This window comes from Lacticaseibacillus saniviri JCM 17471 = DSM 24301 (genome assembly GCF_001311785.1).
GTDB lineage: Bacteria > Bacillota > Bacilli > Lactobacillales > Lactobacillaceae > Lacticaseibacillus > Lacticaseibacillus saniviri.
The window spans coordinates 1-15,172 of sequence record NZ_BBBX01000031.1 but is presented as its reverse complement, the minus strand read 5'-3'; the positions used below and the strand labels follow the sequence as shown (position 1 = coordinate 15,172).

Here is a 15,172-nt window from a genome sequence, read left to right as displayed (position 1 = left end):
GGATTCACGGGGCTCGAGCCCATAATTTGAAAGACATCGATGTCACCATTCCTAAGAATAAACTGGTGGTGATGACCGGGTTATCCGGATCGGGTAAATCCAGTTTGGCCTTTGATACCTTGTATGCGGAAGGACAACGGCGCTATGTGGAAAGTTATCTGCCTACGCGCGTCAGTTCCTGGGCCAGATGGATAAGCCAGATGTCGATTCCATCGATGGCTTGTCACCCGCGATTTCGATTGATCAAAAGACCACCTCAAAGAATCCGCGTTCAACCGTGGGGACGGTCACTGAAATCAATGACTACCTGCGTCTGTTATGGGCGCGGGTCGGCAAACCTATCTGTCCCAATGACGGCACACCGATTGTGAGCCAGTCCGTTGAACAGATGGTCGATCGTGTCTTGGCACTGCCAGAACGCAGTCGCATTCAGATCATGGCGCCCGTTGTGCGGCATAAGAAGGGCGGCCACAAGAAGGTCTTAGAAAAGATTCTGCGTGAAGGTTACGTGCGGATGCGTGTCGATGGCGAGATTATGGACGCCAACAAAGACTACGAGATGGATAAGAATAAGAATCACGATATCGATATCGTGATCGACCGAATCGTAGTCAAGCAAGATGTGCGCAGTCGGTTATTCGATTCATTTGAAGCTGCATTGCGCTTGTCTGAAGGTTATGCGACGGTGGATATCATCGATGGCGAACCGCTGATCTTCTCTGAACACTATGCATGCCCAATCTGTGGCTTCACAGTGGGTGAACTGGAACCACGTCTGTTCTCATTCAACGCGCCATTTGGGGCATGTCCAGAATGTGATGGCTTGGGTCAACGGCTGACGGTCGACGAAGATCTGGTGATTCCAGATAAGAGTATGACCCTTGAGGAAGGCGCGATTGTGCCTTGGAATCCCATCAGCTCGCAATACTATCCAAGTATGCTCGAACAAGCCGCAAAGGCCTTCAAGATTCCAATGGATGTGCCATTTGAGAAGTTAACCAAGAAGCAACAAGAATTGGTGCTCAATGGCAGCCAGGGCAAGTCATTCCACTTCCATTATGAAAATGATTTTGGTGGTGTGCGTGATGTCGATGTGCCATTCGAAGGTGTTTTGACAAACATCAGTCGCCGGTACGCGGAAACCAATTCCGATTTCACCCGTCAACAGATGCGGCTGTACATGACCGCATTAACCTGCCCTGTGTGCCATGGTAAGCGTCTGAATCGTCAGGCCTTAGCTGTGAAGGTGGCGGGCAGTGATATCGCTGAAGCCAGCGACTTAGCCATCAAGGACGCGCTGCCATTCTTCAAGAGCGTTGACTTGTCAGAGGCGGATGCTATGATCGCGCAACCTATCGTCAAAGAAGTGGTGGATCGCTTGAGTTTCCTGATCAATGTGGGATTGGACTACCTGACGCTGAGTCGGGCAGCCGGCACACTCTCTGGTGGGGAAGCGCAACGGATTCGTTTGGCGACACAAATCGGGTCCAACCTGTCCGGGGTGCTCTACATTCTGGATGAACCTTCAATCGGGTTGCATCAACGCGACAACGATCGCTTGATCGACTCATTGAAGAAAATGCGTGATCTGGGCAACACCTTGGTCGTGGTTGAACACGATGAAGATACCATGTTGGCCTCTGATTACATCGTTGATATCGGCCCGGGTGCCGGTGAATACGGTGGTGAAGTGATGGCCGCTGGGACACCGGCGCAGGTCAAGCGTTCCCGCAAGTCAATTACCGGTCAGTATTTGGCTGGTAAGAAGTTTATTCCCGTGCCACAGACACGTCGGCCAGGGAATGGCAAATTTATTCGGGTTGAAGGCGCAACAGAACACAACTTAAAGGATATCGATGTTGATTTTCCATTAGGTGAATTCATTGCAGTCACCGGTGTTTCTGGGTCTGGTAAATCGACACTGGTGAACTCGATTTTGAAGCGTTCATTAGCACATCAATTGAATCGTAATTCCGAAAAAGCGGGTGCACATCGCAAGGTGCTCGGTGCCAAGAATATTGAGAAGCTGATCAATATCGATCAGAGTCCAATCGGGCGGACACCGCGCAGTAATCCGGCAACCTATACCGGTGTCTTCGATGATATTCGTGATCTGTTTGCGCAGACCAATGAAGCCAAGCTGCGGGGTTACAAGAAGGGCCGGTTCAGTTTCAATATTAAGGGTGGCCGTTGTGAGAACTGTAAGGGTGACGGGATCATTAAGATTGAGATGAACTTCTTGCCAGATGTGTATGTACCATGTGAAGTGTGCCATGGTCGGCGCTACAATTCCGAAACCCTCGAAGTGACCTATAAGGGCAAGAATATCGCTGAAGTACTCGACATGACGGTGGATGAAGCGGTGAAGTTCTTTGCCCCAATTCCCAAAATTGCGCGCAAATTGCAAACCATTGTTGATGTTGGTCTCGGCTACGTCACCATGGGCCAAAGCGCCACAACCTTATCCGGTGGTGAAGCCCAACGGATGAAGTTGGCCAGTGAATTGCAGAAGTTGTCGACCGGGAAGAATCTCTACATTCTGGATGAACCGACAACCGGACTGCACACCGATGACATCAAACGGCTTTTGGGCGTGCTCGAACGCCTGGTCGATGAAGGCAACACTGTCTTAGTCATCGAACACAATCTCGATGTGATTAAGACTGCTGACTGGTTGATTGACCTGGGGCCAGAAGGTGGCGATGGCGGTGGTACCGTGATTGCAACCGGCACGCCAGAAGACTTGGTGAAGGTGTCTGAGAGTTATACAGGCCAATATCTCAAGCCAATTCTGGAACGAGATCAAGCGCGGACAATCGCAGCGAAGTAAAAAAGTTGTGACAATTCATTCACGTGTTTGAATTCGCAACAACTTGCGCCATGCTTGGTTCGTTATTGGCAAACAACGCCAATTAAGCGAACCTGTGCCGGGGCTCCGTTGCTGATCGCGAGTTCGCACACTTCTCTGTTAGCCGGAATGCTCAGCCTTTTGGCACACGATTAATCTTTATTGTTCGAAAATTTAAAAAGAGGTTACGTCAATTACTTGGCGTAACCTCTTTTTGCGTGCGCGAGAACGTGGGCTCTGTGAAAAAAATCTCAGAATACCCCCAAAGAAAGCGTTTCACATGCTATACTGGTCAATGTATCCGCTTTAATCAACGAAGGAGGGCATCAACCGTGACATTACCAGACAACTTTTATGGGGCAATTCCACCTCGAGTATGCAAACAGAAGGGGCTAACTTAGCCGATGGGAAGGGCGCGTCCGTCTATGATATGCCAGGTGCCAATCCAATTTGGGCGACAGCAATCGATGACTATCACCGCTATCCCGAGGATATCGCATTGATGGATGAGCTCGGCATGAATTGTTACCGATTCCAGATTTCTTGGAGTCGGGTGCAACCCGATGGTGAGGGCGCATTCAATGAAGCAGGCATTCAATTTTATGCCGACTTGATTGACCAACTGCTGGCCAAGGGGATTGAACCCATGATCTGTTTGTATCACTTTGATCTGCCATTGGCACTTGCCGAGAAGTATGACGGTTTTGGTCATCCAGCGGTCACCGATGCCTTCGTCCGCTATGCCCATGAGATGCTGACTCGCTTCAGTGATAAGGTGACGTATTGGTTGACGTTCAATGAACAGAACCTTTATGGCATGCCGGGCGCGGCCAAAATTGCCGGGGTGCTCCATGCAGAAGAAGACGATGCGCTTGATATGCGGATCCAACATCAAGTTGCGCTCGCGCACGCGCGGGTGAGCCAAGATATTCATGCGCATTTCCCGGGTGTGAAACTTGGTGCCATGATTGCCTATCAGCAGCCATATGCGGCCAGCCCACTGCCTGATGACGCCGAGGTGGCCCGGGTTGCGAAAGCGTTCTGGGATACCAATGTGGTGTCACTGATGACGGGTGGGGGTTATGTCCCTGAAGTGGCTGCCTGGTTGCGGCATCACGGATTGACTGACCTGTTAAATCCCACTGACCTGGCAACACTAGCGGCCGCCAAATCGGACTTCATGAGCTTTAGCTACTACAGCAGCATTGTTTTGTCGGCCAATCATATTCCACTAGGCACGGCACCGAGCGCCTATGCAGTGGGTGTGGTGCCGAATCCGACGTTGCGCGCGAACGAATGGCAGTGGCAGGTGGATCCATTGGGTTTCAAGGCGGCGATGCTTGAACTCTTCAACCAGACTGAGCTGCCACTGTTTCCGATTGAAAATGGGATTGGGGTCGATGAAGTGCAGCCAGTCGATGGCGTGATTCAAGACACCTATCGCATCGATTACCACCGGACACACTTACAGATGCTAAAGGATGTTGTCGAGCAAAATGATGTGCCGGTCATCGGTTATCTGGGTTGGGGCTTGATCGATATTCCGAGCTCACAGGGGAATATGAAGAAACGGTATGGTGTGGTGTATGTTGATCGCACCAACACGGATGTCGGGACACTGAAACGGACTAAAAAGGCGAGCTTTGACTGGCTGGCACGGGCCATCAAGTCAAACGGCCGTGAACTTTAATCGAGGAGACGAGAATAATGACATTGTATGGTTCAATTGAGGCAGGCGGCACTAAGTTTGTCTTGGGCGTTGGTGATGGGAGCAAGCTGGTTCAACGGTATCGCTTTGACACCACAACACCAGACGCAGCGGTGAGTGAGATTGTTGCATTTTTCAAGCAGTACGAACTGGCGGGTATTGGTATCGGTGCGTTCGGTCCCGTGGATGTGAATCCTGCCTCCCCCAAGTACGGTACGATTCTCAACACGCCTAAGGTTGGCTGGCAAAATTTTGACCTGCTAGGCGCCCTGAAAGCACAGCTCAATGTGCCGATGAAGATCACAACGGATGTCAACGTGGCTTGCTACGGTGAATGGCAAGAAGGGGCCGCAAAGGGGAAACAAAACGTGATCTATTTGACGGTCGGGACAGGGATCGGCGCGGGAGTCATCAATCAAGGCCACTTTTTCTTGGGACGTGCGCACACTGAAGTGGGCCACATCTTCCTACAAAAACATCCGGATGATCATTACGAGGGTCACTGCCCTTATCATGGCGATAATTGCGCGGAGGGTCTGGCCGCTGGACCTGCAATTCAGGGTCGTTTTCCGGCCGGTGCCGCATCATTAGCAGAAGATGATCCTTTTTGGGCGATTGAAGCCGACTACATCGCCCAGCTCTGCTTGGATCTGACACTATCATTAGCGCCCGACGTCATTATCGTGGGTGGCGGTGTTTCCAAACAGACACAGTTGTTCCCACTCATTCGCCAGGCGTTTGCCGCTAAGTTGAATGGCTATGTCGACGTGCCAGCGCTCAACGACTACATCGTGCCCGTTGCGCTGGGAGATAATTCTGGTGTGACCGGCGCGCTGTTGTTAGCCGAAGAGGCAGCCCGTGAAGCCTAATGGTGATGATTTGCTGAACCCATGTGTCTCGGGTATGATGAAGAAAAAGTAAAGGTGTGATAATTGTGTTTCAACAGAAACGATTTGGTTTTGACTGGGGCGAATTCATAACTGGGGTTGCCTTGATTGTGGCCGCCGTTGTCGTGTTACGTCATCCAGCAGCAACCATGGTGACCTTGAGCTTTGTCTTTGCGCTTGTTGCTATTATTCGGGGGATTGCCACGTTAGCTGCTTTTCCAAACTTGCGCCAGGTGACTGGAGGCTTGTCATGGCTGACTCTGGTATCGGGGATTTTTGATATTATTTTGGGATTGCTGTTTATCTTCAATATTCCGGCAGGTGTGTTCACCCTCGCGTACATGTTTGCCATCTGGTTCGTCATTGATAGTATCGCTGGACTTGCCAATGCGTCACATCTGCGCCGCGCGGGAACTGGCTGGTATGTTTTGGATTTGATTTTACAGGTGTTTGGCTTACTGGTTGGGATCTTACTATTAATGAATCCTGTTGTTTCTGCTGTCAGCATGGTGAGTCTGATTGCGATGGCATTTATCATCTTTGGTATCGGTGCGATTGTCATGGCATTTGCACGCCGCGATGCATAAGAATCAAAAGTCGGCTGTGGGCCGGCTTTTTTGTTTGGTGGCGTGGGCTATCAATGACACGCCCGGAATGTTATAATAAACAAAACACGATAAGGGAGACGACAGAATGGCTGATACACTTGATTTAGTGATAATAACAGGGATGTCTGGTGCCGGTAAGACGGTGGCCATGCAATCCTTTGAAGATTTGGGCTATTTCTGTGTGGACAACATGCCACCCGCATTACTGCCCAAGTTCTGGGAATTAGTGAAGGAATCAGGGAAAGTCAGCAAAATCGCCTTAGTGATCGATCTGCGCAGTCACGCATTCTATGATGAAATCATCGATATGTTAGCTGGTATCGAAAACACCGCGTTTGTGACCACCAAGATTCTGTTCCTGGATGCGACGGATGCTGAATTGGTCTCACGGTACAAGGAAACACGTCGCTCACATCCACTGGCAATGGAAGGCCGGTTGATGGACGGGATTCAAAAGGAACGCAAACTACTGACAGAGCTGCGCAATCGGGCCCAAATTGTGGTCGATACGACGGAATTATCGCCGCGTCAGTTGCGTGAGAAGTTGTTTGTCACCTTCAAAACAAGTACTCACTCGAGCTTCCACATCGAAGTGATGTCTTTTGGCTTCAAGTATGGCTTACCAATTGATGCCGATATCGTCATGGATGTGCGGTTCTTGCCTAATCCATATTACGTACCGAATTCCGTGATAAACGGGGATGGACAAACCGGTTTATGACTATGTTATGGATCAGCCAGCCGCACAGAGTTTTATGATCAATTCTATGGCATGCTCAAAACCATCATGCCAGCCTATCAAAAAGAGGGTAAAACCAGTGTGACGATCGCTATCGGTTGCACGGGTGGCCAACATCGCAGTGTCGCCTTTGCGGAACGCATCGGCAAAGCGTTTGCTGATGACTATGCGGTTGACATTACCCATCGCGATGTCAATAAACGAAAGGCAACGGTGAATCGGTCATGAGTGCAGACAATCGAATTATTCGTGTCATCAAAGGTCGTCGGCCCAAAGTCGTTGTCATCGGTGGGGGGACTGGCCTGCCAGTCATCGTCAAAAACCTCCACGAACAGAATGCGGACGTGACGGCCATCGTGACCGTTGCCGATGATGGCGGTTCCTCAGGGATCATCCGAGACTACATCAACGTTGTGCCGCCTGGTGATATTCGGAACGTGTTAGCGGCGTTATCCGATCTACCCAGCATCTATCTGGATATCTTCCAATATCGGTTCAATTCAACTGATGCCTTTTTGCGGGCCACGCGATTGGTAATCTGATTATCGCGGCACTGTCCGAAATGCGCGATGGCATTTTTGACGCGGTGCAGGAACTCAGTCAGATGCTCAAGGTGGATGGTCATGTTTATCCGGCCAGCAACACACCATTGACGTTGAATGCGACGTTCTCTGATGGCACCACATTAGCCGGTGAAGCCGAAATCACGGGTGCGGGCAAGCACATTAAGCGCGTGTTCGTGACGGAATCCGACTTGAACAACCCCGAACCACCCAAGGCCGTGCATCAAGTTATCGACGCGATTATGGATGCCGATGTCGTGGTCTTAGGCCCAGGGAGCCTGTTCACCAGTATTTTGCCGAACCTGATGATTTCAAACTTGGGGGATGCAGTCAAAAAGACCAACGCCGAAGTGATTTATATCGTTAACATCATGACGCAAAAGGGCGAAACCGAGCACTTCACGGATGCCGATCACGTGCGCGTCTTGCACAATCACCTGGGTGAGAATTTTGTGGATACCGTGCTGGTTAACATTGCGCCAGTACCCAGCAACTACTTGGATCGCCAAAAGTATGATGAATATCTGGTGCCGGTCGAGCATGACTATCAGGCCCTGCGCGATATGGGCTGCCGCGTGATTTCAGCCGACTTCTTGAAGCTGCGCGACCACGGGGTGTTCCATGACGGTAACAAGGTGGCCAATGAAATTCTGAATCTGGCATTTCAGGTGGGCACAGAAAAGAAGAGGAAATCTTAATGGCAAGTTACGCAAGTCAGGTCAAGAAAGAATTGACCCAACTTGAGGTTCATCCCGAACATGCGCGGGCGGAATTATCCGCACTGATTCGTATGAACGGTTCGCTTGCAATTCAAAGCCATCAATTTGTGTTGAATGTTCAGACCGAAAATCCGGCGATTGCACGCCGGATTTATGCGTTAATTCGACAAATTTATCATCACGAGGCGAATTTGATTGTCCGGCGAAAGATGAAACTCAAGAAAAATAATCAGTATGTGGTGCGGCTCAGTCAGGGTGTCAACGAGATGCTGGAAGATTTGCAGATCCTCGACGCGACCTATTCGATTCAAACCGCTGTTGCCCAAAATGTGTTGGACGAACCGCAGCGGATGCGCTCCTATTTGCGCGGAGCTTTTTTGGCCGGGGGTTCGGTCAATAATCCTGAGACATCGCGCTACCATTTAGAGATTTATTCCCTGTATAGCGATCACAATCAAGATATTTTGACCATGATGAATCATTTTGGCTTGAACGCACGAACCGTGGAACGCCGCAGTGGTTATATTGTGTACCTCAAGGAAGCCGAAAAGATTGCGGATTTCTTACAGGTGATTGGCGCGACGAATGCGATGTTGAAGTTTGAAGATGTGCGCATCGTGCGCGATATGCGCAATTCGGTTAATCGGCTAGTGAACTGCGAAACGGCCAACATGAATAAAACCATTGATGCCGCACAACGGCAGATCGAAAATATCAATTTCTTGAAAACTCGAGTTGGATTAGATAAATTACCTGCAAAACTGCAGGAAATTGCCGTGCTCCGGCTGGCCCATCCTGATGTCTCGTTGAAGGAGCTAGGTGATATGGTCCCCAGTGGCGCTATCTCCAAATCAGGCATCAACCACCGGCTGCGTAAGCTCAATGAGCTGGCAGAGAAGTATCAAAAAGATGCTTCATAAGGGACAGAATGATAGAACTTTCGGTTTTCAAGCGATTACAGGCGAGTCAATCGTGCTAAATCACTTGTAAAGTTCAATTAATCGTGTACAATTAACTTGTTAATAGGAGGTGCCAACTATGGTTAAACCAATTCGGTTAGACGAACAATTATGTTTTTCAATCTATAAAGCACAAAAGCAATTTAATCATTTTTACACCAAGGCATTAGCACCATACCAACTGACCTATCCACAGTACATCACCTTGCTTGCACTCTATGAGCATGGCACCATGTCTGTGAAGGAAGTTGGGCGCTCACTGGATCTTGACAGTGGGACATTGACCCCATTGATGAAGCGGCTCGAAAAGGATGACTGGATCGTGCGTGCGCGTTCAAAGGAAGATGAACGTCGCGTGGATGTCAGCTTAACCCAAAAGGCGCTCTCAATGCGCGATGAAATTTTTGCACATGTGGGCTCATGCATGGAACTTTTGGACTTGGATCCAATGACTTACAGCATGATTAAGGATCAAGTGACGACGGTGGACGAACACCTCGAAAACATTCCTGATCAAGCGCTGGTTGAAATGAGCGCGGAAGCGTAATTGCGATTAAAAAGCTGTCACACCGTTGAGGGAGACAGCTTTTTAATTTTCTTTCGAAAAGTTAGTCAAAACATTTGACCTTTTCTGACTTTCGCTGTAAACTTAGCACTGTACTTTAAAGAGTGCTAATATAAACGCCGATATAGGAGGTCCTAACATGTTAGTTCCTACAGTTGTTGAACAAACTAGTCGTGGCGAACGTGCCTACGATATTTACTCTCGCTTACTCAAAGACCGGATCATTATGTTGTCTGGTGAAATTAATGATCAAGTTGCTAACTCAATTATCGCTCAGTTACTCTTCTTGGATGCACAAGATTCCGAGAAGGATATCTACCTTTACATCAACTCTCCAGGTGGTGTGATCACAAGTGGTTTAGCAATCTTGGATACCATGAACTTCATCAAGTCCGATGTACAGACGATCGCGATTGGGATGGCGGCTTCCATGGCCTCCGTGCTTTTAGCCGGCGGTAAGAAGGGCAAGCGTTTCGCATTGCCTCATTCAGAAGTCTTGATTCACCAACCATTAGGTGGCGCACAAGGCCAACAAACTGAAATTGAAATTGCTGCTGAACAAATCTTGAAGGCTCGCGAAAGCTTGAATAAGATTTTGTCTGATGCAACTGGCAAGTCAGTTGAACAGATTAAGACGGATACAGAACGTGACCACTATCTGACAGCTCAAGAAGCTAAGGATTACGGTTTAATCGATGAAATCATGGTCAATAAGGCTAAGTAATTGCATCGATTGTTCTGACGCCTGTGGTGCGGTCGAAGCTGTTTCGGCTTTGACTTACAGCATCATCAGTATGCGAATAAAGGAGCTGTGACGGCAACGTCGCAGCTTTTTTGTGGCCAAAATTAGTTCACGCTTAGCCGATTTTTGGCATAGATGTATTGACAGTGCCACGATAAACCTGTAAAGTATCTCTTCGTGGTCAGTCTGATAAAACATTCAATTTAGTGAATGTGATTGAATTTCTGGCTTGCAAAACAGCACGGCATCTAGTATTATAATTAAGTACTTGCGCGGTTAGTGTAATGGATCGCACGTGAGATTCCGGTTCTCGAAATCCGGGTTCGACTCCCGGGCTGCGCAGCTCAACCTCATCCTTGTTGATGAGGTTTTTGTGCATAAATATCCGCTGAGGACAAACAAAAAAGCGCTGGTGCGCCAGCGCTTTTAAGTCTGATAGTGATTGAAGGAGCGTGAGGGATTGATAGATACTTACAGCACAAGGGCTTAGCTTGTTTTTGCCCAAACTTTGCCCAAACAGATATCAATCACATGGCATTTAGAGCTTCTAACGTCAACGCCACTTGCTTTTTGTGTTGATTCTAGCAGATGTGAATAAACACCCAGCGTGATCGTTATATTTGCGTGTCCTAAGCGCTTTGAGATGTAGGCAATATCGACGCCATTAGCAAGCAGGTAGCTCACATGAGAGTGACGTAGCCCGTGGAAGGTGATGGGATTGGCTATGCCTAATTTGTCTTCCGCTCGTTTGAGCGACTTATTGACTCCAGCGTCACCCACAACAATGTGGCGTGAATTTCTAAACACCAATTGGTCTTTGTCGCGATAACCCTGGGCTAAATTGAGTTCAGCTTGTTGCTTTTTGAGTCGCTTCAATAGATCAACTAGCTCTGTGGGAATATCGATAACTCGGCGGCTATGTTCGGTCTTGGTGTCCTTAAAGAAACCACCGTGCACATAATCCCAGGACTTGTTGATATCTATTGTTGCGTTGTCCATGTCTATATCGGCCCACGTTAGCCCCACAATCTCGCTTAAGCGAGCACCAGTGAGAATACCTGTCACCACGATATAACCCCACATAGCGTCCATGCTGGCCTTTTGGAACGCGTAGTCTTTGAGTTTGGATAAGTCATCGTCTTGCAGAAACTTTATCTTATCTTTGGATGGCCGGCTGCCAGTCAAAACTGCACCAGTGGTAAAATTTGAGTAGATGATTCTATCGGCCACGGCCGAATCTGCCATGGAACGAACATAGCTGTTGAGTTTGCTGACGGTTTCACGAGCACGGCCTTCACCAAAGTCGTTGAGAAACTTTTGCCACTGAGTTCGAGTGATCGCGGTCAGGAGTGCATCTTCGCCGAAATAGTCTTGTAAATGGCGCTCAATTGTTGAATAGCGTTCTTCAGTGACTTGAGCATGTTTGCCTGCCTTATAGGTTTTAATCCAGTAGCGGTAGTAGTCGAGTAGAGTTGTGGATGATTTATCCATGGCTGATCCACGTTGCAGTTCGACCTCAGCTTCTCTGGCAGCTTCTTCTGCAAGTCGCTTGAGAGCAAAGCCACTTTTTTCTTTCACTTTGTAGCTACCGCTGATGTCTTTATATGAAATTCGGTAGCCCCAAGTTTTCCCACGTTTTCTGATACTTGCCATGCTAATTCCTCCATTTTCTGCTATACTGAGAGTACACAAATAGCGTGCACTTAGGTGCTGATTTGTTCTGTGCGTCTACCCATACCGTCCAAAGTCGGGGGTAGGCGCTATTTTTATTTATTCAGATTAGTCATCGCGTAATTCACTTCCTCAGGAGTGAACTTCTCTCCCGCTGAGGAACTCAATTGTTGCCGAATTCTTTCGTCAGACATGGATTGTTGTGAGCGATATTCTTTGGCTTTAGCCAGTGCGTTTGCATTATAATCTGCCTTTAAATTGTCAATTGCATATTGGGCCGCCGCTGCTGGAAACTTATCACCAGCCGCAGAGGTTAATTGATCATACAAGCGAGTTTTTGAAAAATGCATCATCTCGTTGTATGTCTTAGCTTTATTCAAAGCCGCTTCAAATTCTGCTGGTACTTTGGGCTTTTCAGAGCTCGAAGAAACGCTGCTTTTGGTTGAACTTATTTCAACTTTGCTGCTGGATGCCTTGTCCGAACTAGATGAACTACTACTTGAACCGCTACCACACGCTGCAAGAATACCGGCTGACATTAAAATAAGTGATGCTGAGATTAACTTCTTCATTGTTATACCTCCAAGGTATGATATAATATTTTTGCTTAACTTATATCAGTCCTCTGACCGCGCCAACGGTTGGGGGATTTTTTTGCTACAACGCCCACAGCACGGCCTGCACGTGCTCGCTGCTAGAGTGGGTTAATTGAGAACTTTCCCAATGATATGAATTTCATCGGCTTCGAATTCCCTGTCGTCATATTTATCGTTTAGGGAATGTAAAATAATTTTTCTCGTCGTCGTCAAGATAGATCTGTTTAAATGTGACACCTTCGTCGCATACATGAACAACTGCTAGCTCTCCGTCTTCGATGGTGTCTTGCCAGTGGACAAATATTTGTGAGTATTTGGGGTAATACGGCTCCATTGAATCACCGTCCACAGTAACAATTTCATCTGTACCATGTGGAATGTCTGTTACGCTGACACGTTCCATTGTGGCCAACCCGTCTTGGTCGTCACCATTAATTGGACTACCCGCAGCTGTGGCGCGTCCTGTGATGATATCAATCACGTTGTCATCGTCTGCATCTTCTTCATCCGGTTCATTCTGTTCATCCAATTGACTTGTAGCAAACTTATAGACTTTAGTTTGTCGGTCAGGGGTTAGTTGCCGGATAGTATGAATATGGCTCTCTTCAGAAGTAGTTAACTCTACAAGTTTAGTTGAGGGTGCAGCGTCGCTGACTTTAGATAAATCAATATTCATCATGTCATCAAGGCGAACATTGAATATATGAGCAATGTCAGCCAAAATTCCTGCCTTTGGAGTGTATTTACCTGATTCCCATTCACTAATAGTGGACACGCTTCTGTGAATTTTAGACGCAAATTGTTGTTGATCAAAACCATGCTTTATTCTTAGATATTTTAAATTCTGTGCAAACACGTGGCACCTCCTTAGGTTATAGGGTAAGTATAGCACTGTTACGGAAAAACTGAAATGAATTTCCGAAAATAAATTCGGAAAAACTAAATTAAAGCGTTGACTTCGGAAAAACCGAAACGTATACTGGAAATATCAAAGCGAGAGAGGAGGATAACTCATGGAAGGATTAAAAGTAGAAAAATTGACTTTACGGCAATGGCGAATTATCAGAGATGTGAAAATTAATGAATTAGCGATGGAAACTGGATTGACAGAAAGAACTATTCATAATTATGAAACTGATATTAATCGCATGCGTAATGCAAGTTACAAGAATTTAGAATCGATTGCAAACGCACTTGGTATAAATGTGGTTGATATGTTTTTATCCCCAGATTCGGAAAAGCCGAAATACATTGCTTAGTTAGGAGATTAAAAAATGAACGATTTACAACCGATTGAACAACAAGGACAGCGAGTTCTTACCACGGAACAAATTGCTGAACTATATGGGACAACAGCTGAAACAGTTAAACAGAACTTTAAACGAAACAAAGAAAAGTTCGAATCGGGAATGCACTATTTTTTGCTTGAAGGGGACGAGCTAAAGATATTTAAGAACCAAGTGACAAATAGTCACCTGGTCGCCGCCCGAACTTCTCATCTTTATCTTTGGACTCGTCGAGGCGCTGCACGGCATTCAAAAATGTTGGGCACTGACCAGGCGTGGGACATGTTCGACAGCTTAGAAGAAAACTATTTTAACCCACAACCACAATTGCAGGTACCTCAGACATTGCCAGAAGCATTGCGCTTGGCAGCCGACTTAGCGGATGACCGTGATAAAGAACGCAATGGTCGCTTAATTGCTGAGCAACAAGTCAATGAACTAAAGCCAAAGGCTGACTATTATGACCATATCCTAGCTAATAAGGGCCTCGTCACAACAACATCAATCGCAAAAACTATGGTTGGTCAGCGACTCGCCTTAATCGTGAGCTCCATGATCTGGGGGTGCAGTTTAATCAATCGGGTAGCTGGTATCTCTACAGCAAGTATCAAGACCACGGGTATACCCACACAGAGCCGTTTGCCTACAAAGATAAGGATGGCAATGACCAGGTTAAGCCTAAGACGAAATGGACCCAGAAGGGGCACATTTTTATTTATGAATTGCTCAAAGCACACGGTATCTTGCCAATGATTGAGTGGGAAGATGCCGAATGAAGCACCCGGCCGATTATCTCACAGAAAGGAGCGATGTCTATGCTGGCAATGCAAATCACATCAAAAGATGAGCTTAATCCTAGTGACTATGTGCTTATCAAGAAGGACGACTTAGAACTTCTGCAACAGCACATCGTTGAGCTTGCAGAGCAGGCCGATCTAACCGGCCAGTGGTGGACGCTAAAAGAGGTCACGGAGCGTTATCACATCAGCCGCGAATGGCTACTTAACAACATCTTATTCGTACCAAAATTTGAAAAGATTCTGCACTACAAAGCAGTTATGTATGACGGCGATGGCGGTGGCCGGGGCTACATGTTTGAGCCACAAGGTTTCAGTGACTTCATGAAAAAGTGGTTCCCTGACATCGCTAAGCAGAAAAAATACCGGAGGGATAAGCATGATTGATTGGATTTTTACGCATCCGATTCAGGTCCGTGTAGTCGGGTTGCTGGTGCTAGCAGCGATGTTTATGTGGGCAGGACGTGAAAGGAAGGTGAAACCA

General features: G+C 47.5%; 11 protein-coding genes, 1 tRNA gene and 5 pseudogenes. 14 read left to right on the top strand and 3 right to left on the bottom strand.

Features of this window, described 5'->3' with window-relative positions; genetic code table 11:
- Positions 1 to 2 precede the first annotated feature (2 nt).
- The 10 genes and pseudogenes from uvrA (at position 3) to JCM17471_RS12270 (ending at position 10,680) form a co-directional block, all read left to right on the top strand.
- Positions 3 to 2,830 (top strand): annotated as a pseudogene (uvrA, locus tag JCM17471_RS12315) (excinuclease ABC subunit UvrA).
- 394 nt (positions 2,831 to 3,224) lie between these two features.
- The gene (locus JCM17471_RS12310; RefSeq protein WP_054778091.1) at positions 3,225 to 4,538 is read left to right on the top strand and encodes a glycoside hydrolase family 1 protein; all 1,314 of its coding nucleotides are present in this window, start codon (positions 3,225 to 3,227) and stop codon (positions 4,536 to 4,538) included.
- A gap of 17 nt (positions 4,539 to 4,555) precedes the next feature.
- Positions 4,556 to 5,425: an ROK family protein gene (locus tag JCM17471_RS12305; RefSeq protein WP_054778090.1), complete on the top strand. Its 870-nt coding sequence runs from the start codon at positions 4,556 to 4,558 to the stop codon at positions 5,423 to 5,425.
- Between the two features lie 65 nt (positions 5,426 to 5,490).
- On the top strand, positions 5,491 to 6,030 hold the full coding sequence (locus tag JCM17471_RS12300) for an HdeD family acid-resistance protein (protein WP_054778089.1): 540 nt from the start codon (positions 5,491 to 5,493) through the stop codon (positions 6,028 to 6,030).
- Between the two features lie 106 nt (positions 6,031 to 6,136).
- Positions 6,137 to 7,018, top strand: a pseudogene (gene rapZ, locus JCM17471_RS12295) (RNase adapter RapZ).
- Positions 7,015 to 8,051 (top strand): annotated as a pseudogene (gene mgfK / locus JCM17471_RS12290) (gluconeogenesis morphogenetic factor MgfK). The pseudogenes rapZ and mgfK overlap by 4 nt, the downstream one beginning before the upstream one ends.
- Positions 8,051 to 8,992, top strand: a complete 942-nt coding sequence (gene whiA / locus JCM17471_RS12285) for a DNA-binding protein WhiA (RefSeq protein ID WP_054778088.1) — start codon at positions 8,051 to 8,053, stop codon at positions 8,990 to 8,992. Before mgfK ends, whiA begins: the two are co-directional and overlap by 1 nt.
- Positions 8,993 to 9,110: 118 nt before the next feature.
- Positions 9,111 to 9,578, top strand: a complete 468-nt coding sequence (locus JCM17471_RS12280; RefSeq protein ID WP_054778087.1) for a MarR family winged helix-turn-helix transcriptional regulator — start codon at positions 9,111 to 9,113, stop codon at positions 9,576 to 9,578.
- 157 nt (positions 9,579 to 9,735) lie between these two features.
- Positions 9,736 to 10,320, top strand: a complete 585-nt coding sequence (gene clpP, locus JCM17471_RS12275) for an ATP-dependent Clp endopeptidase proteolytic subunit ClpP (protein WP_054778086.1) — start codon at positions 9,736 to 9,738, stop codon at positions 10,318 to 10,320.
- A 288-nt stretch (positions 10,321 to 10,608) separates the two neighbouring features.
- Positions 10,609 to 10,680: transfer RNA gene (locus JCM17471_RS12270), tRNA-Arg, on the top strand.
- A 144-nt stretch (positions 10,681 to 10,824) separates the two neighbouring features.
- Here the strand turns inward: JCM17471_RS12270 and JCM17471_RS12265 are convergent.
- From JCM17471_RS12265 to JCM17471_RS12255, 3 genes are all read right to left on the bottom strand, one after another.
- Positions 10,825 to 11,991 (bottom strand): tyrosine-type recombinase/integrase, encoded by a 1,167-nt coding sequence (locus JCM17471_RS12265; protein WP_156321711.1) that lies wholly within the window; start codon positions 11,989 to 11,991, stop codon positions 10,825 to 10,827.
- A gap of 113 nt (positions 11,992 to 12,104) precedes the next feature.
- Entirely contained in the window at positions 12,105 to 12,581 is a 477-nt protein-coding gene (locus tag JCM17471_RS12260) for an Ltp family lipoprotein (RefSeq protein WP_054778085.1), read from the bottom strand.
- A gap of 193 nt (positions 12,582 to 12,774) precedes the next feature.
- On the bottom strand, positions 12,775 to 13,461 hold the full coding sequence (locus tag JCM17471_RS12255; RefSeq protein WP_054778084.1) for an XRE family transcriptional regulator: 687 nt from the start codon (positions 13,459 to 13,461) through the stop codon (positions 12,775 to 12,777).
- 157 nt (positions 13,462 to 13,618) lie between these two features.
- On the opposite strand from JCM17471_RS12255, the gene JCM17471_RS12250 reads away from it, so the two are divergent.
- From JCM17471_RS12250 to JCM17471_RS13605, 4 genes and pseudogenes are all read left to right on the top strand, one after another.
- Positions 13,619 to 13,864 carry a helix-turn-helix domain-containing protein gene (locus JCM17471_RS12250; RefSeq protein ID WP_054778083.1) on the top strand — a complete coding sequence of 82 codons (246 nt, stop codon included), beginning with the start codon at positions 13,619 to 13,621 and terminating at the stop codon, positions 13,862 to 13,864.
- A gap of 15 nt (positions 13,865 to 13,879) precedes the next feature.
- Positions 13,880 to 14,344 (top strand): annotated as a pseudogene (locus JCM17471_RS16835) (ORF6N domain-containing protein); the annotation flags it as partial.
- A gap of 15 nt (positions 14,345 to 14,359) precedes the next feature.
- Positions 14,360 to 14,667, top strand: a pseudogene (locus JCM17471_RS16830) (phage antirepressor KilAC domain-containing protein).
- 39 nt (positions 14,668 to 14,706) lie between these two features.
- Entirely contained in the window at positions 14,707 to 15,075 is a 369-nt protein-coding gene (locus JCM17471_RS13605; protein WP_225354301.1) for a DUF771 domain-containing protein, read from the top strand.
- Positions 15,076 to 15,172 lie beyond the last annotated feature (97 nt).

What these genes read in the sequence shown, in the direction of transcription:
- clpP (WP_054778086.1), top strand. Translation starts at nt 9,736, where the DNA reads ATGTTAGTTCCTACAGTTGTTGAACAAACTAGTCGTGGCGAACGTGCC.
- JCM17471_RS12310 (WP_054778091.1), top strand. Translation starts at nt 3,225, where the DNA reads ATGCAAACAGAAGGGGCTAACTTAGCCGATGGGAAGGGCGCGTCCGTC.
- JCM17471_RS12260 (WP_054778085.1), bottom strand. Translation starts at nt 12,581, where the DNA reads ATGAAGAAGTTAATCTCAGCATCACTTATTTTAATGTCAGCCGGTATT.
- JCM17471_RS12250 (WP_054778083.1), top strand. Translation starts at nt 13,619, where the DNA reads ATGGAAGGATTAAAAGTAGAAAAATTGACTTTACGGCAATGGCGAATT.
- whiA (WP_054778088.1), top strand. Translation starts at nt 8,051, where the DNA reads ATGGCAAGTTACGCAAGTCAGGTCAAGAAAGAATTGACCCAACTTGAG.
- JCM17471_RS13605 (WP_225354301.1), top strand. Translation starts at nt 14,707, where the DNA reads ATGCTGGCAATGCAAATCACATCAAAAGATGAGCTTAATCCTAGTGAC.
- JCM17471_RS12280 (WP_054778087.1), top strand. Translation starts at nt 9,111, where the DNA reads ATGGTTAAACCAATTCGGTTAGACGAACAATTATGTTTTTCAATCTAT.
- JCM17471_RS12305 (WP_054778090.1), top strand. Translation starts at nt 4,556, where the DNA reads ATGACATTGTATGGTTCAATTGAGGCAGGCGGCACTAAGTTTGTCTTG.
- JCM17471_RS12265 (WP_156321711.1), bottom strand. Translation starts at nt 11,991, where the DNA reads ATGGCAAGTATCAGAAAACGTGGGAAAACTTGGGGCTACCGAATTTCA.